Source organism: Aquirufa sp. (assembly GCF_964796385.1).
This window is the reverse complement of the sequence record NZ_CBAUBA010000014.1, coordinates 1-24,778: the sequence shown is the minus strand read 5'-3', so window position 1 is coordinate 24,778 and position 24,778 is coordinate 1. Positions and strand designations below refer to the sequence as shown.

Here is a 24,778-nt window from a genome sequence, read left to right as displayed (position 1 = left end):
TTCCCATGAATTTGGATTACGGGTTTACGCCTATTCCTAATTTTTCAGAGCAAGGACGCCATCGTGCGGGCCGGTAATTAAGTCGGAGTAAGAATTTCTACCCCAACTGAACACGCCAAACAGCGTTTTTTTGCGCAGTAATTTTTATGCCATTGTAGCGCGGCTTGCGAGTCGCCGGCATGGCGTAAGTGACAACCTAGATCCGTGAATTTCCGTGTAATCACATTGTTTTCAGCCTTGAGTTCACTGAGCCAGCGCCGCGCTTTTTCTGCGTACGTGGGGGTACTCTTACTCGTAGAATAGGCAAAAAGCAATGGAATGAGGGTATTCATGCAAATTGATTCGAAGGCTCCTTGGCCTAGACGTGTTTGATGGGTGCTACTTTTTTTACCGAAATGTGTGTGGGTCGACCAGTAGTCAATCGTGGGAATTTCGAAGAGCTGGCGCACCGTTTTCAAATCCTGTATTTCGAGTAGGAGGGAAATTAATGAACAGTTGGATCGTACCACCTCCGCAAATTGCGCGAGTCTGATACTCGGAAAATTCGATGGTCGAAGGCGTAATAATTTCCAGTCGGTGATGTGCAAGTAGTTCGCTTGCCACCCATGCTTCTTTTTCAAATGAATGTATTCCCTTCGCAATTCCCATTGGTAGGCATCGTGGACTGGCTCTTCCAACAAACCTGCTAAACCAAACAGCGCTGCCTCGACGGCATATGGTCGATCGCGGTAACGCAAGATGAGTTTGAGTGGACAATTTTGCGCGAGGCGCAGCATCGGTTCCGCATTGAGGGAAAAGCCAAAGGACTTTGCGAGTGACTGGTAACATGTTTCCTCCCAATCGCAGCCGGTGGCTTGCAACAAAGTCGTGATATGTGCCTGTTTTTCGAGGAGGCGCTCCTCGAGGCAACGGTCGAGCATTTCTTGTTTGATTGTGTGCGCGATGCTCGGGAAAAATGAGGCGCATGCTAGTTCATCTGATGTCGTTATTTGGATTGGGGCTTGGGGAACCCAGGCCGACAAGCAGAAGGTTGGGATTTGCTGTTCGTTCACATAGCTGATGTCTCGGTCATGTTCCCAGACGACGTGCAAAATGACATTTTCATAACTCTGGTCGGTGTGGTGCCCATGCGCATTCCAGTCGGACGCGCGCACATGCAACTCTACTGCACCTACCCACAACAGGTCGTTAATCCTAATTTTGGCTTGTTGGAAATCCGCCCCCGCATGCCTATTCTCGATCCCGGGATGCAAAATATGGACCTTCTCCCCGTTCGTAAGGGACAGGGATTTTCTAGAAAATTTCTGATTTTTCCAGAGGTAGGCCATGGTGAGCTCGTTCATCGTTTGTGTTTGGATGAACGAATGTACGGGCTCTTTTAATCAGGGTTTTGGTAAACGTATAAACGCAAAAAGTTTATCAGTTTTTTGATTTATTGACCAAATAAATTCCGGCTAATAAGACGAACATGGAAAAGACTTGCAGTAGGTAAATCGCTTCGCCATCCACGAAACCCCAACCCAAAGCGACGATGGGAATCATGTAGGTGACGGAGCTAGCGATGATGGCGCTGGTCCATTTGATGATTTGGTTGAAGGCCAACATCCCTATGGCGGATCCGAAGAGACCTAATGCTATGGCCGAAATGAACGACCACAGATGTTCTTCGTCAAGTGGTAGGCTGAAGAAACCCGTATAGATTAAAACAATTAGTGCCAGGGGACCGATCACCATAAAAATTCCAGCGGTGGAAGTCAAGGGGTGCATATCGCTCAATCGAGTTTTGACGAGGTGCATGTTGATGCCGTACAATAAAGTCGCCAAAACGACCCAAAGGCCATGAATATTAAAATCAACATTAAAACCTTGGCCGGCAAAAAGCAGTCCGAGGCAACCCGCCAGACCCACCAAAATCCCAGTCATTTGCTTCCAAATAAAGGGTTGGGCGAAAAATGCGATGCCGATAAAAAGTGTAAAAAGAGGAGTGAATGCATTGAGCATACCCGATAATGCACTGGAAAGGTGTTGGCCTGCAATCGCAAATAACATGGCGGGAATGAGGTTGCCTGTTAGTCCTGTCAGTAAAAATGAGCTTATATGTTTTTTCTCCATGTATTTGAAACGCTTCAAAAAAATGGGAATAAAGAAGAGGCTGGCGGCGCAGATGCGCAGTGCGCCAACTTGCAGCGCCGAATAATGAATGAGTGATTTTTTTACCAGGATAAATGAACTTCCCCAAATCAATGCCAAACCCAATATAGCTAGGAAAATAACGAGTGTTGATTTTTTATTCTCCGGCATAATGCATGGCAATTTCGTGTAGTGTTTCTTTAATTTCTTCGAGTGAGTAACTGGTAACGAGTTTGGTTCGGAAAGGTTTGAAATGGTCCATGCCGCGGAAGTAATTGGAATAGTGGCGGCGCATTTCGACGATGCCGCCATGGTTGCCTTTCCAACGGATCGAAAAATCGAGGTGGGATTCGCAAACGGAGATGCGTTCTTCTAAACTAGGTGGAGCTAAAAACTCACCTGTGGCCAAGTAATGTTTGATTTCGTTGAAAATCCAAGGATATCCGATGGATGCCCGACCGATCATGATGCCGTCCACGCCGTATTTGTCCCGGTATTCAAGGGCTTTTTGGGGTGAATCGATATCGCCATTGCCGAAAATCGGAATTTTGATCCGAGGATTCTCTTTGACTTTAGAGATTAAAGTCCAGTCGGCCTCACCCTTATACATCTGTACGCGGGTCCGACCGTGAATGGTTAATGCTTGAATGCCGATGTCCTGTAAACGTTCCGCAATTTCTTCAATGTTTTTGGTGGAGTCGTCCCAACCGAGGCGCGTTTTCACGGTCACGGGTAGGTGGGTGGCTTTTACGACAGCCTGGGTCATCGCGACCATTTTTGGAATATCTTGTAGGAGTGCGGCTCCGGCACCGCGGCAGGCGACTTGCTTGACGGGGCAACCGTAATTAATGTCGATTAAATCGGGGCTAGCTTTGGTGGCAATTTCGGTACAGGAGGCCATCGTCTCGATGGAACTGCCAAATAACTGGATGCCGATCGGTCTTTCGTATTCGAAAATATCTAATTTTTGGACGCTTTTTGCGGCGTCGCGAATGAGGCCTTCCGAAGAAATAAATTCGGTATACATCAAATCTGCCCCATTTGCTTTACATACCGCACGGAATGGAGGATCTGAGACGTCCTCCATGGGAGCAAGAAGTAAAGGAAATGAGCCAAGCTCGATGTTGCCGATTTTTACCATGCTGTTTAAAAATTGTTTAAATTTACGACCATTATGCAAGAAAACCAGTATACAGGGCCAACTCGTTGGTTGGGCCTCGCTTCGAACCTCTTAAGTCTCTTCGGTTTTTTCCTCTTGGGAAGCTTTTTGGGACAGTTTTTTGGATTACTTGCGGTGGTCGCAATTTTAGAATTGCCTACGACCGATGTGAACCAATTTCAGAAATTATTGATTGACTTTGTGGCGCATCCGCAGAAGTATGCGAATGCCTTTCATGGTATGATGGCCTTGCAATGGTTTTCGGCCTTATTTACATTTGTTTTGGGTCCATGGGCTTACATGTCGTTTGTGGAGAAGCGTTCGATTTTGGATTTGAATCAGGGTGAAATACCGCGATTCCAAATATTCATTTGGGCGATTTTGACGGTATTGGTATCGATGCCTTTTATGGAATACGTCATTCAGTGGAATGAAAATATAGTCTTGCCTGCGGGATTTGAGGGGGTAGAGCAGTGGATGAAATCCTCAGAAGGAAATTTAGCGGAACTCACAAAATTTTTATTGAATTTCCAGTCGGATATGGACTTCGCCATGGCTATTGCGGTGATTGCGGGTATCGCGGCATTGGGGGAGGAAATCTTTTTTAGAGGGGTGTTGCAGTCGATTTTTGTTCGGTATTTGGGCAATAAACACGTTGCGATCTGGTTGGCCGCTGCGATCTTCAGCTTCATTCATTTCCAGTTTTATGGATTTTTCCCACGTATGTTTTTAGGTGCGTTTTTTGGGTATTTATATGTGTGGTATGGTAGTATTTGGGTGCCTATTTTGGCACACTTCTTTAATAATGCGTGGACTCTGACGATGCATTATATGTACCAACAAAAAAGTATTTCGATCAACCCGGAGCAATTAGTTTCGGAAATTCCGTGGTGGTCGGCTGCATTTTCAGTTCTATTAATGGGTTTTTATTTGCGTAGATTGTATTTGTTACGAACGGACGCATCATGAAAGATTGGGTAAAAATTGCGGAATCGCGCACGGGGATTGATTTGGAGATGGATAAGGCGCTCTTATGGGAGCAGGCGGAGATTCGCGCCGTGGTATTGAACCAGAAAGTGAGTGCCTATGATTTAGGGAATTGGGAATTATATGTACACGTGGACGATGCGTCGGAAGCGCGAACTTTAGTCTTGAAATAATATGGGAATACGTCAAATGTCAAATTTAAAACAACGGATTATCGCCGCGCTGATTGGCGTCCCGATTTTGTTGTTTTGCATTCTTTATTCTGACTATACTTTTTTGGGTCTCTTTTTGATTGTTGGGGCACTAGCTCAATTAGAATTTTATAAGTTGGTGGGCAGCATGGGCGATAATCTACCCCTAACATTTTACGGAACTTTTTGCGGGGTTGTGTTGCATTTATTGACCTTCTTTATTGAAAAGGGGGATGTGGCGTATCAAAATTACTACATACTTTCACCCTTATTGACGCTGATTTTTTTCATCAAATTATATAAGTCCAAAGATGAGAAACCCTTCAAAAACATTGCATATACGTTTTTAGGCATTATTTACGTCGCACTACCCTTTGCATTACTGACCGTTTTAGCTTTTATCCAATCTGAAATATATGATCCCAATATAGTCTTGGGCTGTTTGTTTTTGTTGTGGGCGAGTGACTCGGGTGCTTATTTTGCGGGGACGAAGTTTGGTAAGACGAAATTATTTGAGCGTGTTTCGCCGAAGAAATCCTGGGAGGGAAGTATTGGTGGTTTGTTGACGGCGATGGTGGTGGCTACGATTTTAGGCAATTATTTTACGAATTACACAACTTTTCAGTGGTATGCGATTGGGATTATCATTGTGGTGGCGGGAACGTATGGGGATTTGGTGGAGTCGTTGTTTAAGCGGAGTATTAATATCAAGGACTCGGCGGATACGATTCCGGGTCATGGTGGATTTCTGGATCGTTTTGATGGATTGTTACTTTCTATCCCTTTTATCATAACATTTCTAAAATTAGTTCGTTAATAATTTTAATGTTTCGTCAATCGTAATTTGACTTATCTTGCAGGATGTTTAGTCGGTGTATACTTTGTCTTCTTATCTTCGTCTCTTTCTCGAGTCGTTTGTTTGCCCAGGGGCAGGACAAAACCGTATTATTTAATGCGCGCATAATTTCATCTAACAATTCTGAATATTTGCCTCTAGCTTACGTGTATAACCCAGCGGCTGGTCGGGGCGCATTAAGTGACAATTTCGGGCAAGTGGACCTATTAGTTTTTCCGGGGGATAGCTTGGTGTTTACTTATATTGGCTATAAACCACAGTATTATGTGATTCCGCGGAAGACGGATGTGGTGCATCAGGCGATCATTGAGATGCAGGAGGACAATAAGATGTTATCGGAAGTGAAGGTTTTTTTACATGCCAATGAAGAGGATTTTAAGAAGGCTTTCTTAAACATGAAAGTGCGTGATGAGCGCCAAAAGCGGATATTGGCCGATAATTTAGAGCAGTCGAAGTTGAATGTTTTTGCGTTGCAGGCGGGGATGGGGGCGAGTGCCAACTTCCGGAATTTCTCGGATATGATGGTTTCTTCACAGGCGAATCGAACATTTTTTGCGAGTCCGATGCTCGCCTTAACGAATCCATTTGCGTGGATGAGTTTTATTCAGTCGGTGAAAAAGGGAGATCTCAAGCGGAAGGATTGGAAGCCGGCATTTGAGATTCAACCGAAGCAGGTAGTGTCCCCGACGCAGTTCATGCGGGATTTGAATCGGAAGTAATAGGGGCAGGCAGTTTATCAGTTTTCTGCGGTTTTATTTGTGCAAAAGCCTGTTTTTGGGCTAATTTCTTTGTTTTTTATCAGTTTTTCAGACCAATCTCAACTGTATTGTAAATACCTTTGTGCGGTAACGCTGCCGGGGTCGCAGACCCCGGCAGCGTTTACCCCCTTCGCTTAAATCCAATTACCGCCAGCATCCTGCCCGTAATTCCCTTCTCTTTCCGGTGTGAATAGAACACATCATTATTCGCCACCGTGCAATAGTCGGAAATTTCAATTTGGGTAATGCCTAAATCGTGTAACTGCGCTGCATTCGTGGCCTTCAAATCCACATGCCAGCGCGCGCCGCGCTTTTCCTTGTGATTGAATTGCTCAGCCACTTCATCGCCCACTTCGAAGTTTTCCAAGCTAATACAAGGGCCGATGTACGCTAAAATATCTGTTGGATTTGATCCGCCGACAATCATGGCGGAGGCAGTTTTGTGAACGATTTGGGCGACGGTGCCTTTCCAACCGGCATGAATCGCCGCGACAGAAAACCGCACCGGATCTGCCAATAATATCGGACAACAATCCGCTATCCCCACACCCGCAAAAATACCCTGCTCAGACGTCAAAACCGCATCAAAACCTGTCTGATACCCGGCCTCAGACGTCGTCCAGATTTCAGACCCATGTACCTGATACGAACGCGCTAAAGCGTCTGGTGAAATACCTAAATCCGCGCAAAAAAGTCCCAGATTGGACGAAATCGCCACTGGATCATCGTCGGTATGTACCCCTAAATTTAACGATTGATACGCTTGTGAACTCACTCCGCCGTGGCGAGTCGAAATACCCGCCACGAGCTGAGGAATGTGTTTGAAAATTTCAGGTCGAATGACCCGACTATGCGTCATAACTTAATCCGTACTGCTTCAATACCTCATCCGGAACGCCGTTCCATTGATTCGGGGTATTGCCCTTGTAATCTAAATCCGCGATGCCCATCTTCGACGTGTAAAATCCCGTCGCCGTTAAATTACGCATCAAGGTAAAGAAACTCACGCCCTGCGATAAATGCTTCGGTGCCGTTTCCGGATAAGCAATATCATCGACGATGTTGATACGTTGCGCCGCAGTGATCTCCGTAAATTTCTTGCCAAAACGCTTGTTGGACTCCGAGTCCAGCCAACGCAATCCACCGCGCATCGGTGTCTTGAACTCCGGCTTATCTTTCACAATGAATTCGATGAATGCCGTTACGCCAGACTGTGACGCACTGCCCGATTTCTTGTCGGCCGGAATGATGATGTCCGACAAGATTGTAATCGTATCCAATTCATGTTTGTTCAAAAATACTTCCGCCTGTAAGCGGGCTTCCATTTCAGCCTCTTCCTGCGTCCGACCGTTTGGTCTTTTCACTGCAGTTTTGCCTAATTCTAAATTTTCAATCGCCTTTTCATCGGGATTGAATACGGCTAAGCCCAACGAACTCAAGCCCATATTTTTTAAATAGTCTCTTCTTTTCATTATAGGTTGCCTTTTTTACGTTGATCAATAATGTACTCCGATGTCCGTAGCGATAATGCCAAAATCGTCCACGTCGCATTTTTATCTCCCTGAGAAACAAATGGCGCCGCATCCGCGACAAATAAATTCTTCACATCATGTGCTTGGCAATTTGAATTCAATACCGAGGTATTCTTATCATTACCCATACGCGCCGTGCCCACTTCGTGGATGATACGTCCTGGATCCGCCAAACCATAATTATTTTCTGCACCCGGCTTTTTGCCCATCGGCTCACCACCCATCGCATGGATGATTTCCTCAAAGGTATCCTGCATGTGCTTCGCTTGCTTCACTTCGTAATCCGCCCATTTGTAATGAAAGCGTAACACGGGAATACCGTACTTATCCACCACATTCGGGTCGATTTCACAGTAATTATCCTCGCGAACAACCGGTTCCCCACGTCCTGCAAAATTCACATACGCTCCGTAGAACCGGCGATAATCTTCTTTCAAAGTTGCGCCATAGCCACCCGCTGCTTTTTTCAAACCATCACGCGTGAAGTTCTCGCGGCCGTTTAAGCCTTCAATACCCCAGCCGAATCCGTAGTTTGGCATACCCATACCTCCACCATATTCGATGTGGTAACCGCGTGGGAAATCTAGTTTGGAGTTGTCTAACCACCACGGCGTGTAAATGTGCATACCACCCACACCATCTTCATTGTAGCGTTTTCTGTCAAACAACTTCGGAATGATCGCCGAACGAGAAGCTCCCGTCGAATCATTCAAATATTTACCTACCACACCACTCGAATTAGCTAAACCATTCGGGAAGCGAGAACTTTTGGAATTCAATAATAAACGAGCTGTTTCACCCGCACTAGCAGCCAAAACAACAATCTTACCGCGTACGGTATATTCTTGCATCGTACCTGTGTGGATATACGAAACGCCAGTCGCTAAACCCGTTGCCGGATCTGTCGTTACCTCCCGCGCCATCGCGAATGGCAGCATCGTTAAATTGCCCGTTGCTGCTGATGGTTTAATCAATACCGAAGAAGAAGAGAAATCCGCGTAGGCCGAACACCCACGGTTACATTGGCCGCAATAAAAACATTGGCCACGCTCATTGTTGATGGGTTTTGTCAACATCGACATCCGTGACGGATAGGTCGGAATACCCAAGGCTTTATTCGCCTTTTTGATCATTAACTCGTGCAAACGAGGTTGCGGAGGAGGCAAGAAATACCCATCCGGGTTATTACGCAAGCCTTCGTTCGTACCGAAAACCCCAATTAATTTATCTACTTTATCGTAATATGGTTTGACATCGTCATAGCCAATCGGCCAGTCATCTCCCAATCCATCAATACTTTTTCTTTTGAAATCATCCGGTCCAAAACGCAAGGAAATACGTCCCCAGTGGTTCGTACGGCCACCCACCATCCGCGAACGGAACCAATCGAATTTGGTACCATCTTTTCGTGTGTAGGGTTCTCCTTCGATATCCCAACCGCCATAAGCAGCATCAAAATCACCAAAATTACGGAGTGAAGAACTTGAACCGCGGCGCAATGACTCGTAAGGCCATTTCATTTGGGTCATGTCTTTCGGGTCAGCTGGGTCGAACGGTTGGCCAGCTTCCAACACACAAACTTTAGCTCCTGCCTTCGTTAATGTATGTGCTGCCATTCCTCCTCCGGCTCCAGAACCCACAATCACCACGTCGAAAACTTCTTGTTGGGATTGAATGTAAATAGACGAATTAATCATAGTTATGGATAAGGTTTTAAAGAATGGTAAATGTATAAAATTTGACTTATTTTTGTTTCCATTAGTAATAAAAATTTTGGCCAAAAATACACCCGATGGGCAAGAACCTTTGAAAAAAGGGGAGACCCCACTTTCCCGACAGTTTAATCAAATCAAAGCCAAATATCCGGGTGCCATTTTGCTATTCCGGGTAGGTGATTTTTATGAGACGTTTGGTGAGGATGCGGTGAAGGCATCCAAAATTTTAGGGATCACGTTGACACGCCGGAATAATGGCAATGCAGATGATCATTTAGCGGGATTCCCCTACCATTCCTTAGATACGTATTTGCCCAAATTAGTGCGTGCCGGCCAGCGTGTAGCCATCTGTGACCAGTTGGAGAACCCAGCCGAAGCCAAAGGTATCGTGAAACGCGGCGTAACCGAATTAGTGACACCCGGTGTTTCGTTCAACGATCAAGTGCTCGATCATAAACGCAATAATTACGTTGCCGCGATTAGCTACCAAGAAAAAGACGCGCAATACGGCGTGGCATTTTTAGATATATCCACCGGGGAATTCATGTGCTCGCAAGGGCCTTTGGCCTATGTCCAAAAGCTGATTCAGAGTTTCATGCCCGCAGAGATTTTATACCCGAAAAAATACCGGTCGGTGTACCAAGAAAATTTCGGGGACCAAACCCATTCCTTCTCCTTAGAAGAATGGATTTTTTCCCATGAATTTACCTATCCCTTATTAACCGAACATTTCAAGACCAAAAATCTGAAAGGTTTTGGGATAGAAAATATGCCGCTGGGCATCATCGCCGCCGGGGTTATTTTACATTATTTGGCGGAGACGGAACACAAGCAAGTGGGTCATATTGCCACGATCCAACGGATCGAAGAGGACAAATTTGTGTGGCTGGATCGCTTTACTATTCGTAATCTGGAGCTCGTTTATTCTGTTCAGGAAGGCGGCGTTCCATTGATTTCCTTACTGGACCAAACGCTCACGCCCATGGGTGCACGACTGTTGCGGAAGTGGATGGTGTTGCCACTGAAGGAATTGGGGGCGATTCAGGAGCGCCAACAAGGCGTGGCGGGATTATTGGAACTCCCCGATGTCCTCGAGGCCCTAATCAATTTACTCAAGCCCATCGGTGATTTGGAGCGCTTGATTTCCAAAGTGGCCGCTGGGCGAATTAACCCGAGGGAACTGGTGCAGTTGAAACGAGCCTTGCAGCAAATTCCGGCGATCAAGGAAACCTTGGCATCGCATCCCGCTGAAATTTTACAGAAGTGGGCGGATCAATTGAATCCATGTTTGCATTTGGTGCAGAAGATTGAGTCCGCGTTGCGCGACGATGCCCCGATGCTCGTGCATCAGGGTGGCATTATCAAAACGGGGTATTTGGCGGAGCTGGACGAGCTACATTTGTTATCGACCAACGGCAAAGATTACCTGGCCGCGATGCAGAAACGTGAGATCGAACGCACCGGGATTACGTCGTTAAAAGTGGCCTATAATAAGGTTTTTGGCTATTATTTGGAGGTGACCAATGCGCATAAAGACCGCGTGCCGCCGGAGTGGATTCGCAAGCAGACGCTCGTGAATGCGGAGCGGTACATCACGGAGGAATTGAAGGGATATGAGGAGAAGATTTTAAGTGCGGAGGATAAAATATCGACGATTGAATTTGGGATTTTTCAGGAGCTGGTGCGTGAATCACTCGAATATTTGGAGTTGATTCAGTTGAATGCGCACGGCATCGCGACCTTGGATGTGTTGACCAGTTTTGCCGTCGTAGCCAAACGCAACGGTTATGTGCAGCCCACGTTACATACCGGAGATTCGATACAAATTGAGGCTGGCCGACATCCCGTCATTGAGCAGCAATTGCCATTGGGGGAAGAATACGTGCCAAATGACGTGTATTTAGATAACGAGACCCAACAAATCATTATGATTACCGGGCCTAATATGGCGGGTAAATCGGCCCTTTTACGTCAGACAGCCCTCATTGTTTTGATGGCGCAAATGGGTTCTTTCGTGCCGGCGACTTCTGCGTCGATCGGATTGGTAGACAAAGTTTTCACGCGGGTAGGGGCGTCGGATAATCTCTCCAAAGGGGAGTCGACCTTCATGGTGGAGATGACCGAAACCGCCGCGATCCTTAATAATTTGTCAAATAATTCCTTGGTCTTATTGGATGAAATCGGTCGGGGTACATCTACGTACGATGGCGTTTCCATGGCTTGGGCAATTGCGGAGCACGTCCATAATCATCCGAAATGTCGGGCCAAAACGTTGTTCGCTACCCACTACCACGAGTTGAACGAATTGGCGGAGGACTTTCCGCGCATCAAGAATTTCCACGTTTCTGTGAAGGAAGTGGGCAATAAGATCATTTTCTTACGGAAATTAGTTCCAGGTGGATCGGCACATAGTTTTGGTATTCACGTGGCTCAGATGGCCGGAATGCCGACCTCCCTCGTGCTACGTGCACATGAGATTTTGCAAAATTTGGAGAAGGATCATGTGTTGGAGGATAATGTAGACAAGCTCAAAGACATGCCAAAAAACAACTATCAACTAAGTTTATTCGGTGCTGAAATCCCGGAAGGGCTGAAGAAAATCGAGGAGCAATTAGGTGAATTGGATGTGAATACGCTGTCGCCGATTGAGGCGCTGTTGAAGTTGAATGAGCTGAAAAGGTTGTTGTAAGTCAGGATGGAGTCCGGAGGGAAAAAGTCCAAAGTCCGGAGGAGGATTAAGGAAATTGATATGCTAGTAAATCCTTTTAATATTTTGACTCTGTGCTTATTTCCTTCGAACTTCGGACTAAATCCCTACGGACTATTTTCCTCCGGACTCTTTTCCATCGGACTACGGACTATTTTCCTCCGGACTTTTCCCCTCCGGACTCGAAATTAATTCCGCAGGAATTAATTTCGAACATCCAATCCCCAATTCAACTTACTTCTCAACGTAGTTAAGAAATCATCCCCAGGAATCTTGACGATTTTGGCGGCGAAAGGAGCTTTTTGGACCTCGATGGCGAATTTGGAATCGATGACACGAGAGCGGGAATCGATGGAAATTAGGAAATTTTGACTGCGGCTTGTGACTTCGAAGCGCAATTTTGATTCACTTGAAACGACCAATGGACGCACGTTTAAGTTGTGTGGGCTCACGGGTGCGATGATTAAAATATCGGAACTTGGCATCACCAAAGGACCACCTACGGAAAGCGAATAGCCTGTTGCCCCGGTGGCGGTTGACACAATTAAACCATCCGCCCAATAGGTATTCAGGTAGTTGCCATCCACAAAAGCTTTGATCACAATCATGGAAGACGAATCCGTTTTCATAATGCCGACCTCATTTAAGCCAAATTGTTTGTCTTCAAATAATTCGATGTCGGACTGCACACTCACCAGCGTACGATCTTCAATCCGGTAATTTCCTTGGATTAATTGGTCCAATGCCGGACTAACATCTTGGGGCGATAACGTCGCCAAGAAGCCTAATCGTCCCGTATTTAAACCCAGAATAGGTAATTCCTTTGCCCCAATGTGCGTTAGCGTTTCCAATAAGGTACCATCGCCACCAATACTCCAGGCCATGTGTGCGTCTTTCGGCGTTCCTATTTTTTCATTGTAGGATGGGATATCGCTAACTGGAAATTGGTGTTCAGCTAAATGCTGTTTAAAGTATTCAGATAGAATGGGCACGCAGTTTTTGGACGTAATTTCTTGCCAAATAGCCTCCATCAACGCTTTGGTTTCCGCATTAAAAGACTTCCCGTGAATGGCTAAACGTAGTGACACCGGTTAGGGATTTAAAAATTTCATGAATAAGTCAAAGCGCTCATTATCAGCCGCTTCGCGCTTGCCAAACATATAGGCTTTGTTGATAATCACTCCATGGCGCTCCAGTCCTTGAACAACGCTTGACAATTGTTCGGTTTGAATTTGAACCATTAATTCCGGTAATCCTAATGCATCCTTACTATTTCGAAGCATACATGAACGCGTAATTAATCCGCGATTTTCTTCGATAATCCGGGCAATTAAGCTAAAGGAATCGTGTTGAATATGAAATGGAATGTAAATAACTCCACCATCTTCGCCATTAAATCCATTCAAGGCGATGGCTTCTCCTACCGTGTTTAGGCTAATATAGCCTTGCCATTCATGGGTGTCATTGACAACCGGAATTAACTTGAATTGACTCTTTTCAAAGAGGGGCAGACTGGCGAATAAATCCTCGTCGGCCTCCAACGAATAATCCTTAAAAAACGATGTTAACTCACTCAATTTTCCACCAGGTTGATTGCTGTTGGCAAGCAGTTCTTCGGTAACATTTCCCACAAATTTTTTGCCATCTAATACCGCTAGGTTGGTTAGTTCATGGTCATGAAAAACCTTCATCGCTTTTTGGATTGAATCTGTCAGTTTCAATACCGGGAAATCATACGATAAGTAAGCGAGCGTGAGCATGCTATGCGGGATTTTGGTCTAGCCATTTGGCTAAAATCTGGTTGAATTCTTGCGGTCTTTCCATCATGGGTGCGTGGCAACATTTATCTATGAAATGCAACTCAGAACCGGGAATTAATTCATTGAATTCGTGACCCACTTGCGGTGGGGTTATCGTATCATTTAAGCCCCAAATCAACAGGGTAGGGGTTTTGATCCGAACAATATCCTTGGCCATATTGTTCCGCTGCGCGGATTTGGCAATGGCGATAATGCGCATCACTTTAGGAATGCTATTGGTAATTTCAAATACTTCGTCGACTAATTCCTTGCTCGCCGTTTTCGGGTCGTAGAATGTGTATTCCACGCGCTCTTTGATGTACTCGTAATTACCTCGTTTTGGATAGGATCCACCCATGGAATTTTCGAATAATCCGGACGATCCCGTTAGGATTAATCGTTGAACCTTCTCTGGGTATTTTAGTGTATAAATTAAGGCAACATGGCCGCCTAATGAATTGCCGATTAAGCTGAATTTGTCCATCTTTTTGTAGGCGACAAATCCTTCAATGAATGTGGTTAAACCTTCGCAACCTGCCTCTTTGATGGGCATGTCGTGAATTGGCATGAGTGGAATGATGACTTTGTATTTTTGGATGAAGTGGGTGATAACACCTTCCCAGTTATTTAGTGCGCCAAATAAACCGTGAAGGAGCAGTAAGGTATCGCCAGATCCCTCTTCGATATACTGGTAGTCGTGTTCCTTCTTAACTATATAATCCATTCCAAATACCCATTTAATCTGCAAAGTAATAAAAAAGACTTTAAACTTTTGTAAGTTTATGCACTTTGTTCATTTTAATTAGTTCATGAAACCAGTTGTTATCATTGGAGCCGGAATGGCGGGCTTGTTGGCGGCGGCGCAATTGCACTTAAATCAGATTCCGTTTTTGTTGGTGGACGCCCAAAATCAGGTGGGCGGACGTCTCTATTCCGAGCATGTCAAAGGCTTCACACTCGATGTAGGATTTCAAGTTTTACAAACAAATTACCCTGAAGTACAACGGAGTTTGGATTTACATTCGTTGGACTTAGCTGCTTTTGAATCGGGCGCCTATTTGTGGAATAACGATAGCTGGTTGGCCTTCGTAAATCCCCTCAAACAACCGGGGTCCCTTTTCAGTGCCTTAGCCTCTGGGATCATGACTGTGAAAGATGCTTATTTATTGGCGCGTTTGTGGTTTATCACGCAGGCTGATGTCCAACCGCTAGGGTCTCAAGAATCCACCCAAGATTTTCTAAACCGTTGGGGTTTCTCACCCAAATTTCAATCACATTTTCTTCGGCCGTTTTTTGGCGGGATATTTTTATCTGCTGGTTTGAATCCGCCGGCGTCCTTGTTTCGCTATTACATGAAGCAGTTTTTAGAGGGGACTGCGGCGATACCCGCTACGGGCATAGGCGCGATTTCTTTACAAATGGCAGCTTCGCTGCCTGCGGATTCGCTTCGTTTGGGGACGCAGGTGACTCAGGTTTCAGCGAATCAAGTTACTTTATCGGATGGGGCTACGGTGGATGCGGAACATGTAATCCTCGCCACGGACGCTTCGGCTGCCGCGAAACTGTTGGGGGTGTCACTCGAAAAAGGGGCCTTTTGGAGCACCAAGACACTTTATTTTCAAGCGCCTGCTGCTGCTGATGTGAAGCCAATGTTGCATTTGGTTCCGAATAGTCGGGTGTTGCATTATGCCTATCTTTCTCATGTCCAACCAGCCTATGCGCCGAAAGGCATGGATTTAATATCTGTTACCACGTTGGATGTCTCGATGCAGTCGGCAGATGTGCTTACTGAACTCGCTCCATTCGTAGGCCCCAGCATCCAAAATTGGGCATTTTTAAAGGAGTACCTCCTGCCGGAAGCATTGCCGGCGGTGGGTGCTTTTGATGAACTGAAGCAAAAAGCTGCGGATGCGGGCATTGTTTTATCCGGTGATTTCACGGGTTTCGCATCCTTGCAGTCGGCCATGTCTTCCGGCCGTTTCGCCGCGGAAAGCTGTTTGACGGCCTGATAATTATCAGGAAATTTTACGGATTAATTTGTATATTTGTTGCTCATTTTGTTTAAACTTATGAAAAGAGTAGTACTCATATTTGCCTTGTTGGCCACATTTACTTCTTGTAAAAAAACCAACCCAAACTATCAGCAGGAAGCTGCAAACCCCAAGTTTTTAGAGCGTGCACAAAATATGTTGACCGAAAGTATCATCCATGATATCTTCGCGCCACCGGTTTCTTCACGTATTTATATGTATGCCAGTGTGGCGGGATATGAAGGGGCGATTCATGCGGATAAGCGTTTTCGTACGTTTGTGGGTCAATTAAACGGTTTCGAAAAAGTGGCACAACCTGAGGCAGGATTGGAATATTGTTATCCGTTGGTTTCCACACGTGCGTTTCTTTCCGCGGGTAAAAAGTTAACTTTTGCGCAAGAATTATACGTTGAATTTGACAAACAAATCGAGGCAGATTTCCGCAAGACGGGCATGCCAGATGAGGTATATGAGCGTTCAGTTGCCCTAGGCGATTCCATTGCGGCTTCCGTGATGCGCTGGGCTGCCAAAGATAATTACAAGCAAACGCGTGGTTTTCGCTTTACGGTGACGAATTTACCGGGAACGTGGACACCTACGCCTCCAGCGTATATGGATGCGGTAGAGCCTTATTGGACGAAAGTTCGTCCAGTTATTTTGGATTCATCATCGCAGTTTAGAGCACCTGCTCCTGCAAAATTTGATTTAACAAAGGGCAGTCCTTATTACAAAGAGGTGATGGATTCGTATGAGACGGTGAAGAATTTGACGGATGAGCAGCGGGATATTGCCAACTTCTGGGATTGCAATCCCTTTAAAATGAATATTACCGGACATGCGATGTTTGCTACCAAGAAAATGTCGCCAGGTGGACACTGGTTGGGCATTGTGGCGCAAATTTCGCGTCAATACAACAAGCCCTATGTGGAAACAGCGGAGGCTTTAGCCTTGACTTCGTTGGCAATTTTTGACGGTTTTATTTCGTGCTGGGATGAGAAATACCGTTCGATTCGCATTCGTCCAGAGACGGTGATCAATGCGTCGATTGATAAGACTTGGATCCCTGTGTTGCAAACACCTCCATTCCCCGAATATACGTCGGGCCACAGTACGATTTCGCGTGCGGCGGCTGAGGTATTAACGAAGGTTTATGGCGATAATGTAGCATTCAATGATTCCACGGAGGTTCCCTATGGCTTGCCACCTCGTAAGTTTACGTCATTTATTCAGGCTTCGGATGAGGCGTCGGTTAGTAGGCTGTACGGTGGAATTCACTTCCGCCCAGCCTTAGATGAGGGAGCTATTCAAGGTTCGAAGGTGGGTCAGTGGTTATTGGCCAACGTCAAAACACGTAAGTAATGAACGACATAGCCTCTCGAGATGATATTAAGGTTTTTGTGGATGCCTTTTATGGCGGTATGAAATCGGATGACTTGGTGGGGCATGTGTTTATCGATGTGATGCAGGTAGATTGGACGCATCATTTGCCTAAGATGTACGATTTTTGGGAGATGTTGTTGCTCGATGGATCTAATTACAAAGGCGCGCCTATGCGTCCACATCTCGAAATAAACCAAAAAGTCCCGTTGACCATGGCCCATTTTGACCGTTGGTTCGAGATGTTCTCCGCCACCCTAGACGCCCATTTTGCAGGTCCTAAAACCGAAGAGGCAAAGACGAAGGCGTGGAATATTGCGCAGACATGGGCATATAAGCTACAGCTCATCAATGAGCAGTAGCTTATATGCCAGACTCTAGACGTCAGACGTTAGTCCGGAGTCTTTAGTCCGGAGTACAATTATTTTCTAACGTCTGACGTCTATTCTAGCGTCTGACGTCTAGGGTCTGACGTCTATTCTAGCGTCTGACGTCTATTCTAGCGTCTAACGTCTAGCGTCTGAAGTCTAATTATAATTTGAAATAAATCTTCCTAGCATCAAGCCACGTAGCTAATTTGACTATAATCATCAGCACCACGATGGAATTAAGTACATCGCCCCAGGCTTCCGGCATGGAAACCAAATCTGCAAATCCTCCCACGAATATGTGCATCTTTTTGTTTAACCATTGAGGAACGATTGTTTCGAAGAAAAGGTAGATCAATAAGGAGTTATTGCCAATCGAATTCAGGTACTTGGGTAGGGGAATAATTGGTTTTTCAGTTGACCAGTTTTTGTAGAATAAGGCCATTAACAGAGTAACCCAACCGGCCGAAGCGAGCGTGAAGGATAAAGTTGCTGTTCGTTTGATGATCGGAATTCCAGCCATATCAAGTCCGTATCCAGCTATAATCCCCAAGACCCCTAGTCCTAAAAACGTGCGAAAAACTAATTGCGGAGGACTAGTCCGATGAATAATTCGGCCTATCAAAGCGCCCCAAATGGTATGTGCCGCCGTAGGTAAAAAGTTCATCGCGATCCAATGGCCATTGCTTAATTTGCCCATCACCAACAGGTCAATGTATGAACCAAAATTATGATCCGGTGTGTATGGTTGGTCAAATCCAGGAATCGAACTAAATACATAAAGTGAATGTGAAATCAACAAAAATAAAACGGAAGCTGCAATTTGCAAGGGAATCGAAAAGCGTAGTAGGAAGAACGTAATCAATGTTGTGAAGGATAGCTGGGTCAACACATTCCACAATTCCAGCACCATTTCACCCCGATACATGCAATGTAAACCCGTACCAGCCAGGAATAGAAAAATAGACCTTTTGATTACATGCGGCCACAAAGTTGCATAGGTCGCGCCTTGATCTAATCTTTTATAGGTTGAAAAATAAAGGGCAGATCCAGCGATTAACATAAATCCCGGTTGGATCAAATCCCAAAAATGCAATCCTTGCCATTCAGCATGGAAAAATTGTTTTAAGATAAATGAATGTGGGAAGAGCGTTTCTAAGTGCTCGTATAGGCCGGTAGTTTCGGCTGCCAATAAAAATAGGATAAATCCCCGAAAATAATCAACAGCAGGAAAGCGGTTTGAGATCATTGGTTTAAATTGGTCAGCCCAAATGTAACTATTTTTTTAAAATCAATTTTGTACTTTTGTTCATTATCAAATTATATGATTGTATCTACTCCGGGGAGGATTTGTTTGTTTGGTGAACATCAAGACTATTTAGGTCTTCCCGTTATTGCAGCAGCAATTTCAAAGCGAATTCAAATAAAAGGTGCTTTTCGCCCCGATCAAATTGTCCATTTCGAAATGCCGGACATAAATAAAAGCGATGAATTTGTCCTAGATTACCCTTTGGCATATACGCAAGGGCGTGATTATTTCAAAAGTGTTTGTAATGTATTGCAGCGCCGCGGTCATGTCATCGACAAAGGATTAGAACTAGAGGTTCGTGGTAATATTCCAATTAATTCGGGTACTTCGAGCTCCTCAGCGCTGCTTGTTTCTTGGGTACAGTTACTTAATGAAATGTATAAGCTAGGCTATTCCCAAAAGGAAGTGGGCGAAATCACCTACGAAGCGGAGGTCCTGGAATTTACGGAACCTGGTGGCATGATGGATCAATACGCTACGGCGGTTGGCAATGTTATTTACTTAGCAAGCCAACCTGAAATCTCCATCAAAACTTACGCTCGTGATCTAGGTACGTTTGTTTTAGGAGATTCCGGTGAGGCCAAAGATACGCTCGGTATTTTAGCCCATGTCAAATTTGGGACTTTGGGTGGCATTGAAAAAATCAAACAAGTGGATCCTACATTTGATTTGGCAACCACAGATTTAAATGCCTGTATGGCATACAAAAAATTACTCACAGAAGACGAATGGGTTTTATTATCCGCAAACATTTCGGATCGCGATATTTTATTAGCTGCCAAAGCCATGTTTGATGGCGAGACTCCTTGGGAGGATGCGCGTTTGGGGGATTTGTTAAACCAACATCAAGTCAATTTGCGTGAACATAAGCGCATTTCGACGCCAAAAATCGATCGGATGATCGAGGCAGCGTTGGGTGCAGGAGCTTTGGGAGCCAAGATTAATGGTTCAGGTGGTGGCGGTTGCATGTTTGCCTATGCGCCGCAAAATCCGGAAGCGGTGGTGCAAGCAATCAATGAGGCAGGGGGAAAAGGGTACATTATTCGCGTCGATGTAGGTACGCAAGAAGAGAAAGCAAGTTTATTTTATTAAGATATGAAAAAGAGATTATTGATTTTGGCGGGCGGTATGGCTTCGCGCATGAAGAAGGCGATGGCTGAAGGAGCAAGTGATTTGGATCCCAACTTAGTTGCGCAGGCAAACTCGGTGACGAAGGGTATGATTCAAGTGGGTAAAAATGGGAAGACCTTAATTGACTATCAATTATACAATGCGCATTTGGCAGGGATTGAGGAAGTTATGTTATTGTTGCACCCAACGGATACGGTTTCGCAGGAATATTGTGAAGGGTTGATGGCCAAAGATGCTTGTTGGGGCATGCAAATCGTTTTCGCACGCCAACAAATCCCTGCGGATCGCAAGAAGCCAGCCGGAACAGCGGATGCGGTTTATCAAGCATTGATGCAACATGTGGATTGGCAAACAGGACGCGTGATTGTATGTAATTCCGACAACCTATATAGTGTTAACGCGTTGAAAACGCTTTGGGCATCTCCGGAACCGAATGCATTGATCTCGTATCACCGCGATAGTTTGTTATATCCTGCTGAGCGTATTTCTGCGTTTGCGTTGATTCGCACGGATGCGGATGGGTATTTATTGGAGATTATTGAAAAGCCTACGGCCGAGCAGGCAGCGGAGTTAATGGCGAAGATTGGTCGTTTAGGCGTGAGTATGAACGTATTTGTTTTCGAAGCATCCACGTTCCTACCGTATTTGGCGAAGACTCCGTTCCATGCAGTTCGTAATGAAAAGGAATTGCCTACCTCGGTGGTCATGTTTGGAGAGGGAGAAGGTCGTGGTTTTTACACCATTCCATTGGCTGAAAATGTGCCCGATTTAACTTCGAAGGAAGATATTTTGGTCATGAAGCAGTATTTGGAAGAGACGTACGGGGAGTTTTAAATCTAGACGCGAAATCTAGACGTTAGACATTGATTCTTGTTTTTTTCTTTGGCAAACCTTTCAGGATTGCCAAAGTTTGAGGCGCTTTGCGCGCCGATTACTGTAGAGACGCGATACCTCGCGTCTATTGTTTTGTAAGATGCGAGGTATCGCGTCTCTACAATTTATTCCAACGTCTAACGTCTAGCTTTTGCGTCTAACGTCTAACGTCTACCTTTTGCGTCTGACGTCTAACGTCTAACGTCTGACGTCTTTTTTTGTTATAAAGGAATATTTTGTACTTTGGTGCAAAACCTATTTAAAAACTATGTCCATTGCAATCGTTATTCTCTGCATAGGCCTGTTGGTCTTCCTCATTACTTATCTAAAAGTTAATTCATTCATCGCATTTTTGCTGGTGAGTCTCTGCGCGGGCGTACTGCTCGGATTGCCTTTGGTCGACTTAGCCAAATCCATGCAAAAAGGTTTAGGTGATACGCTGGGGTCCTTGGTGACTATTATTGTATTGGGGGCGATGTTAGGGAAGTTGGTGGCGAGTAGTGGTGCGGCCCAACAAATCGCCGCGACGCTGATTCAGTTGTTTGGTGAAAAGAATATATCCTGGGGTTTGATGTTTACGGGCTTTATCATTGGGATACCATTGTTTTATAATGTGGGTTTTGTGCTGATGATTCCATTGATTTTTGCTTTGGTTCAGCGGTTCAACTTAAATCCTCTACTAGCGGGCGTGCCTATGATGGCTTCGCTGTCCGTGGCGCACGGATATTTACCGCCGCATCCATCTCCAGCGGCTTTGGTCGCGCAGTTTCATGCGAATATGGGGACGACGTTGATTTATGGTATCATTGTTTCCATTCCGGCGATTATCTTGGCTGGACCTATTTTTGCCAAAACGCTTGGTCATATAAAACCAAAACCCTTGAAGACCTTTGCTGTCCAGGAAGTTGCCGCGGATGAATTACCAAGCAAAGCATCAAGCTTTTTAACGGCTTTGCTTCCCGTATTTTTATTGGTAGTTACAACCGCCTTGGATGTGCAGTTGGGCCAAGACTCAGCTTTCAGCCCTTTTTTACATTTAATTGCTGATCCAGCGATGGTGATGTTGGTGGCCATTTGCTTCGCCACGTGGACTTTAGGCTTACGTTTGGGAAAATCGATGGAACATGTGATGGGGATTTACACGGAAGCCGTGAAGGATGTGGGCATGATCTTATTGATTATTGCGGGTGCGGGAACTTTTAAAGAGGTTTTGTTGGTGTCCGGAGTCAGCAAAGAAATTGCAGGCTATTTGGGTAGTTTACCGATTCCTCCTTTAGTATTAGGCTGGTTGATGGCTGCGATCATACGTGTATGTATTGGTTCGGCGACCATCGCAGGCTTGACGGCGGCGGGGATGATATTGCCTTTGGTCGCTTCGGGAGATGTCAATCCGAATTTGATGGTCTTAAGTATAGGTGCCGGAAGTTTGATGTTTTCGCATGTAAATGATACGGGCTTCTGGATGTTTAAGGAGTATTTTAATTTATCTGTCAAAGAAACGATACGTTCGTGGTCTTTGATGGAAACGATTGTTTCGATTGCGGGGCTTTTGGGCGTACTCGTGTTAAATCAAATCGTCTGATCTACCTAAATAGTTGAATCTTAACTAGTTTTTTGGTTTTTGTACAGGCCAATTAAACAATTCTATTTTTCCCGTGTTACACTAGAATATTTTGTTAAACGACATTTATGCCATCAATAATTTGGCCGTAATTTGTCGGTTTATTAATAATTCCCTAATTTTCGGAATTAATATATTAAGTTATCAACAAATTTTCACCCCTAACAAAAAAAAAGTACATGAAAAAAAATTTACTCATGACTTTCCTGTTGGCTTTCTTTACCCTAACCAGCTTAATTGCTCAGGAAAGAAAGATAACGGGAAAGGTAACTTCGGCCGAAGATGGCTCAGGTTTACCAGGTGTTTCAGTTTCGATTAAAGGAACAGCCAAAGGAACGCAAACGAATGCTGAAGGAGTTTACTCCGTTTCAGTGCCCAATTCTACTACATTGGTTTTCTCTTTTGTAGGATTTAATTCCCAATCAATCAATGTGGGTAACCAATCGGTTATTAACGTCGTGTTAGCAACGGATTCACGTCAGCTATCTGAGGTGGTTGTAACGGGTTACAGTTCTGTACAGAAGAGATCTTTTGCAGGTGCTACTGCAAATATTTCATCAAAGGAAGTAGCCAAGCAGACATTTGGTTCATTTGACCAAGCTTTACAGGGTGCCGCTACAGGTGTTTCTGTTATGGCGAATGGTGGTCAGCCGGGCCAACAAGCTGTTGTGCGTATTCGTGGAAACGGTTCCATCAATGGTATTAACACGCCATTGTTTATTTTAGATGGAGTTGAAATTTCAGCGGCAGATTTTCAAACAATGAACCAAGGTGATTTTGACGGTATCGAAGTTTTAAAGGATGCGGTTTCTACTGGTATTTATGGTTCTAGAGGAGCTAATGGCGTATTTGTCATTACTTCTAAACGAGGTAAAGCTGGTCAAGTTCAAATGAATTACGACTATCAAATAGGACAAAGTACCATGCCTGAAGATCGTCTAATTGTTATGAACAGCGAAGAGAAGATTAAATATGAGCTTCAACGAGGTAATCCATATGGATGGACAAAAGCGGAGAGTGATTCATTGAGAAAAATTAATGTTAGTTGGCGCGACGAATTATTCCGTACTGCTAGAACAGAACAACATCAAATTTCTGCAAACGGTGGAACGGAAGCAAGTAAGTTTTATGCGTCTTTAGCATATCTTGATCAGCAAGGTATCGTTAATACAACTGGTCTGAAGCGCTACACAGCCAGAGCGAACGTTGACAATACGGTTAAGAATTTTAAATTTGGTTTAGGACTTCAAGGTGGTTTTTCAAACAGAAACAATACGTCGGAAGCTAACACCTTCTTAAGTTCACCTTTGAATGCGATTCGTTGGACTAATCCGTACGAAGTAGCAAAGATTGCTGATGGAAGTTTTAATGAATCAGGTGGTCCAAATACGGGTCAATTTTACTCAGGTCAGCCGAACGGTGCGATGGAGTTATTTTTAAATTATAACTACAACAAACAGATTAAAGGTGTGGCTACTTCTTACTTAGAGTATCACATTCCTGCTGTTAAAGGTTTGTTCCTACGTACAAATTGGGGTGTAGATTATACGCAAAATGAAAATGCCGACTTCGTAGATCCGAAGGTTTCTGGTGGTATTGCGCGTCAGGGTATCTTGACAAGATCAATGAACAGAAATTTCCGTTACACAGGAACGACCTCATTAAACTACAATGCAACTTTTGGAAAGCATGAAGTAAGTGCTGGAGTATTTGGTGAATTGATTAAGAATGACTTCAGATCATTTGGTTTTACAGGTTATGGATTTACGAATGGCTTTACCAATGAAGCTGGTATCACGCCAGGATCAGCAACTACACCAAATTACATACCAGCCGTAGCAGGTAATGGAAGTCAATATGGATTGATGTCCTTATTCGCAACAGCTAATTATGGATATGACGGTAAGTATTACGTAAACGTTGTTGCTAGACGTGATGGATCTTCACGTTTCGGTTTGAACAATAAATGGGCAAACTTTGGATCTGTGGGTCTTGTTTGGTTAGCGAGTGAAGAAGCATTTATTCGCAACATTACATTTATCGACAACCTTAAGTTTAGAGCAAGTTATGGTACGACGGGTAATAATGGTGCTGATTTATATCCAATTCCACAATTTGGAAGAACTTCATACGCAGGTATTGGAGCATGGTCACCAACGGTTGCGGGTAATCCTCGTTTAACTTGGGAGATTAACTCTACGGCCAACATTGGTGTTGATTTCTCCGTGATGAGAA

At 44.7% G+C, this 24,778-nt stretch carries 22 protein-coding genes; 12 read left to right on the top strand and 10 right to left on the bottom strand.

Annotated features, from left to right (window positions below):
- Positions 1-77: 77 nt before the first annotated feature.
- From AC1W6K_RS06130 to dusB, 3 genes are all read right to left on the bottom strand, one after another.
- On the bottom strand, positions 78-1,343 hold the full coding sequence (locus AC1W6K_RS06130; RefSeq protein WP_481946816.1) for a DUF2851 family protein: 1,266 nt from the start codon (positions 1,341-1,343) through the stop codon (positions 78-80).
- A 76-nt stretch (positions 1,344-1,419) separates the two neighbouring features.
- Positions 1,420-2,301 (bottom strand): DMT family transporter, encoded by an 882-nt coding sequence (locus AC1W6K_RS06125; protein WP_481946815.1) that lies wholly within the window; start codon positions 2,299-2,301, stop codon positions 1,420-1,422.
- Positions 2,288-3,271: a tRNA dihydrouridine synthase DusB gene (gene dusB / locus AC1W6K_RS06120; RefSeq protein ID WP_481721895.1), complete on the bottom strand. Its 984-nt coding sequence runs from the start codon at positions 3,269-3,271 to the stop codon at positions 2,288-2,290. The genes AC1W6K_RS06125 and dusB overlap by 14 nt, the downstream gene beginning before the upstream one ends.
- 33 nt (positions 3,272-3,304) lie before the next feature.
- Between dusB and AC1W6K_RS06115 the strand changes: the two genes are divergently transcribed.
- From AC1W6K_RS06115 to AC1W6K_RS06100, 4 genes are all read left to right on the top strand, one after another.
- Positions 3,305-4,258, top strand: a complete 954-nt coding sequence (locus AC1W6K_RS06115) for a CPBP family intramembrane glutamic endopeptidase (RefSeq protein ID WP_481946814.1) — start codon at positions 3,305-3,307, stop codon at positions 4,256-4,258.
- The gene (locus AC1W6K_RS06110; protein ID WP_481721891.1) at positions 4,255-4,449 is read left to right on the top strand and encodes a putative signal transducing protein; all 195 of its coding nucleotides are present in this window, start codon (positions 4,255-4,257) and stop codon (positions 4,447-4,449) included. The genes AC1W6K_RS06115 and AC1W6K_RS06110 overlap by 4 nt, the downstream gene beginning before the upstream one ends.
- Before the next feature lie 16 nt (positions 4,450-4,465).
- Positions 4,466-5,284, top strand: a complete 819-nt coding sequence (locus AC1W6K_RS06105; RefSeq protein ID WP_481721889.1) for a phosphatidate cytidylyltransferase — start codon at positions 4,466-4,468, stop codon at positions 5,282-5,284.
- 170 nt (positions 5,285-5,454) lie between these two features.
- Positions 5,455-6,042 carry a carboxypeptidase-like regulatory domain-containing protein gene (locus AC1W6K_RS06100; protein ID WP_481721887.1) on the top strand — a complete coding sequence of 196 codons (588 nt, stop codon included), beginning with the start codon at positions 5,455-5,457 and terminating at the stop codon, positions 6,040-6,042.
- 160 nt (positions 6,043-6,202) lie between these two features.
- Here AC1W6K_RS06100 and pgeF read toward each other — a convergent pair whose 3' ends face one another.
- From pgeF to AC1W6K_RS06085, 3 genes are read right to left on the bottom strand one after another with little or no spacing between them, the layout of a single operon-like run.
- A complete protein-coding gene (gene pgeF, locus AC1W6K_RS06095; RefSeq protein ID WP_481946813.1) occupies positions 6,203-6,940 on the bottom strand; it encodes a peptidoglycan editing factor PgeF in 738 nt (245 codons plus the stop codon).
- Complete coding sequence (locus tag AC1W6K_RS06090) at positions 6,930-7,553, bottom strand: gluconate 2-dehydrogenase subunit 3 family protein (RefSeq protein ID WP_377981863.1); 624 nt, start codon at positions 7,551-7,553, stop codon at positions 6,930-6,932. Before AC1W6K_RS06090 ends, pgeF begins: the two co-directional genes overlap by 11 nt.
- Positions 7,553-9,310, bottom strand: a complete 1,758-nt coding sequence (locus tag AC1W6K_RS06085; RefSeq protein ID WP_481720989.1) for a GMC family oxidoreductase — start codon at positions 9,308-9,310, stop codon at positions 7,553-7,555. The genes AC1W6K_RS06090 and AC1W6K_RS06085 overlap by 1 nt, the downstream gene beginning before the upstream one ends.
- Before the next feature lie 76 nt (positions 9,311-9,386).
- Here AC1W6K_RS06085 and mutS point away from each other — a divergent pair, with 76 nt between their 5' ends.
- Positions 9,387-12,017: a DNA mismatch repair protein MutS gene (gene mutS, locus AC1W6K_RS06080; RefSeq protein WP_481946841.1), complete on the top strand. Its 2,631-nt coding sequence runs from the start codon at positions 9,387-9,389 to the stop codon at positions 12,015-12,017.
- A gap of 221 nt (positions 12,018-12,238) precedes the next feature.
- Here mutS and AC1W6K_RS06075 read toward each other — a convergent pair whose 3' ends face one another.
- Genes AC1W6K_RS06075 through AC1W6K_RS06065 form a run of 3 tightly spaced genes read right to left on the bottom strand, consistent with a single transcriptional unit; the run spans position 12,239 to position 14,558 of the window.
- A complete protein-coding gene (locus AC1W6K_RS06075; protein ID WP_481946812.1) occupies positions 12,239-13,123 on the bottom strand; it encodes an NAD kinase in 885 nt (294 codons plus the stop codon).
- 3 nt (positions 13,124-13,126) lie between these two features.
- Positions 13,127-13,795, bottom strand: coding sequence for a CBS domain-containing protein (locus AC1W6K_RS06070; RefSeq protein WP_481946811.1), 669 nt, complete (start codon positions 13,793-13,795; stop codon positions 13,127-13,129).
- 1 nt (position 13,796) lies between these two features.
- Positions 13,797-14,558 (bottom strand): alpha/beta fold hydrolase, encoded by a 762-nt coding sequence (locus tag AC1W6K_RS06065; RefSeq protein WP_481720983.1) that lies wholly within the window; start codon positions 14,556-14,558, stop codon positions 13,797-13,799.
- Positions 14,559-14,643: 85 nt separating this feature from the next.
- Between AC1W6K_RS06065 and AC1W6K_RS06060 the strand changes: the two genes are divergently transcribed.
- The 3 genes from AC1W6K_RS06060 to AC1W6K_RS06050 are packed head-to-tail and all read left to right on the top strand — an operon-like array spanning position 14,644 to position 17,603.
- Positions 14,644-15,843 carry an FAD-dependent oxidoreductase gene (locus tag AC1W6K_RS06060; protein WP_481946810.1) on the top strand — a complete coding sequence of 400 codons (1,200 nt, stop codon included), beginning with the start codon at positions 14,644-14,646 and terminating at the stop codon, positions 15,841-15,843.
- 60 nt (positions 15,844-15,903) lie between these two features.
- The gene (locus AC1W6K_RS06055; RefSeq protein ID WP_481946809.1) at positions 15,904-17,223 is read left to right on the top strand and encodes a vanadium-dependent haloperoxidase; all 1,320 of its coding nucleotides are present in this window, start codon (positions 15,904-15,906) and stop codon (positions 17,221-17,223) included.
- On the top strand, positions 17,223-17,603 hold the full coding sequence (locus AC1W6K_RS06050) for a group III truncated hemoglobin (protein WP_377981870.1): 381 nt from the start codon (positions 17,223-17,225) through the stop codon (positions 17,601-17,603). The genes AC1W6K_RS06055 and AC1W6K_RS06050 overlap by 1 nt, the downstream gene beginning before the upstream one ends.
- 169 nt (positions 17,604-17,772) lie before the next feature.
- On the opposite strand, the gene AC1W6K_RS06045 is transcribed toward AC1W6K_RS06050, so the two are convergent.
- Positions 17,773-18,858 carry an acyltransferase family protein gene (locus tag AC1W6K_RS06045; protein WP_481946808.1) on the bottom strand — a complete coding sequence of 362 codons (1,086 nt, stop codon included), beginning with the start codon at positions 18,856-18,858 and terminating at the stop codon, positions 17,773-17,775.
- Positions 18,859-18,933: 75 nt separating this feature from the next.
- Here AC1W6K_RS06045 and AC1W6K_RS06040 point away from each other — a divergent pair, with 75 nt between their 5' ends.
- From AC1W6K_RS06040 to AC1W6K_RS06025, 4 genes are all read left to right on the top strand, one after another.
- Positions 18,934-20,010, top strand: a complete 1,077-nt coding sequence (locus tag AC1W6K_RS06040) for a mevalonate kinase family protein (protein WP_481720977.1) — start codon at positions 18,934-18,936, stop codon at positions 20,008-20,010.
- Between the two features lie 3 nt (positions 20,011-20,013).
- The gene (locus AC1W6K_RS06035) at positions 20,014-20,883 is read left to right on the top strand and encodes a sugar phosphate nucleotidyltransferase (protein WP_481946807.1); all 870 of its coding nucleotides are present in this window, start codon (positions 20,014-20,016) and stop codon (positions 20,881-20,883) included.
- A 307-nt stretch (positions 20,884-21,190) separates the two neighbouring features.
- Complete coding sequence (locus tag AC1W6K_RS06030; RefSeq protein WP_481946806.1) at positions 21,191-22,504, top strand: gluconate:H+ symporter; 1,314 nt, start codon at positions 21,191-21,193, stop codon at positions 22,502-22,504.
- 218 nt (positions 22,505-22,722) lie between these two features.
- Positions 22,723-24,778: SusC/RagA family TonB-linked outer membrane protein (locus AC1W6K_RS06025; RefSeq protein ID WP_481946805.1), on the top strand; the 2,056-nt coding region annotated here is incomplete at its 3' end.

Coding starts and splice junctions, on each gene's coding strand:
- AC1W6K_RS06105 (WP_481721889.1), top strand. CDS start 4,466: ATGTCAAATTTAAAACAACGGATTATCGCCGCGCTGATTGGCGTCCCG.
- AC1W6K_RS06060 (WP_481946810.1), top strand. CDS start 14,644: ATGAAACCAGTTGTTATCATTGGAGCCGGAATGGCGGGCTTGTTGGCG.
- AC1W6K_RS06110 (WP_481721891.1), top strand. CDS start 4,255: ATGAAAGATTGGGTAAAAATTGCGGAATCGCGCACGGGGATTGATTTG.
- AC1W6K_RS06030 (WP_481946806.1), top strand. CDS start 21,191: ATGTCCATTGCAATCGTTATTCTCTGCATAGGCCTGTTGGTCTTCCTC.
- AC1W6K_RS06115 (WP_481946814.1), top strand. CDS start 3,305: ATGCAAGAAAACCAGTATACAGGGCCAACTCGTTGGTTGGGCCTCGCT.
- AC1W6K_RS06090 (WP_377981863.1), bottom strand. CDS start 7,553: ATGAAAAGAAGAGACTATTTAAAAAATATGGGCTTGAGTTCGTTGGGC.
- pgeF (WP_481946813.1), bottom strand. CDS start 6,940: ATGACGCATAGTCGGGTCATTCGACCTGAAATTTTCAAACACATTCCT.
- AC1W6K_RS06050 (WP_377981870.1), top strand. CDS start 17,223: ATGAACGACATAGCCTCTCGAGATGATATTAAGGTTTTTGTGGATGCC.
- AC1W6K_RS06040 (WP_481720977.1), top strand. CDS start 18,934: ATGATTGTATCTACTCCGGGGAGGATTTGTTTGTTTGGTGAACATCAA.
- AC1W6K_RS06125 (WP_481946815.1), bottom strand. CDS start 2,301: ATGCCGGAGAATAAAAAATCAACACTCGTTATTTTCCTAGCTATATTG.
- AC1W6K_RS06085 (WP_481720989.1), bottom strand. CDS start 9,310: ATGATTAATTCGTCTATTTACATTCAATCCCAACAAGAAGTTTTCGAC.
- AC1W6K_RS06130 (WP_481946816.1), bottom strand. CDS start 1,343: ATGAACGAGCTCACCATGGCCTACCTCTGGAAAAATCAGAAATTTTCT.
- dusB (WP_481721895.1), bottom strand. CDS start 3,271: ATGGTAAAAATCGGCAACATCGAGCTTGGCTCATTTCCTTTACTTCTT.
- AC1W6K_RS06055 (WP_481946809.1), top strand. CDS start 15,904: ATGAAAAGAGTAGTACTCATATTTGCCTTGTTGGCCACATTTACTTCT.
- AC1W6K_RS06045 (WP_481946808.1), bottom strand. CDS start 18,858: ATGATCTCAAACCGCTTTCCTGCTGTTGATTATTTTCGGGGATTTATC.
- AC1W6K_RS06035 (WP_481946807.1), top strand. CDS start 20,014: ATGAAAAAGAGATTATTGATTTTGGCGGGCGGTATGGCTTCGCGCATG.
- AC1W6K_RS06065 (WP_481720983.1), bottom strand. CDS start 14,558: ATGGATTATATAGTTAAGAAGGAACACGACTACCAGTATATCGAAGAG.
- AC1W6K_RS06070 (WP_481946811.1), bottom strand. CDS start 13,795: ATGCTCACGCTCGCTTACTTATCGTATGATTTCCCGGTATTGAAACTG.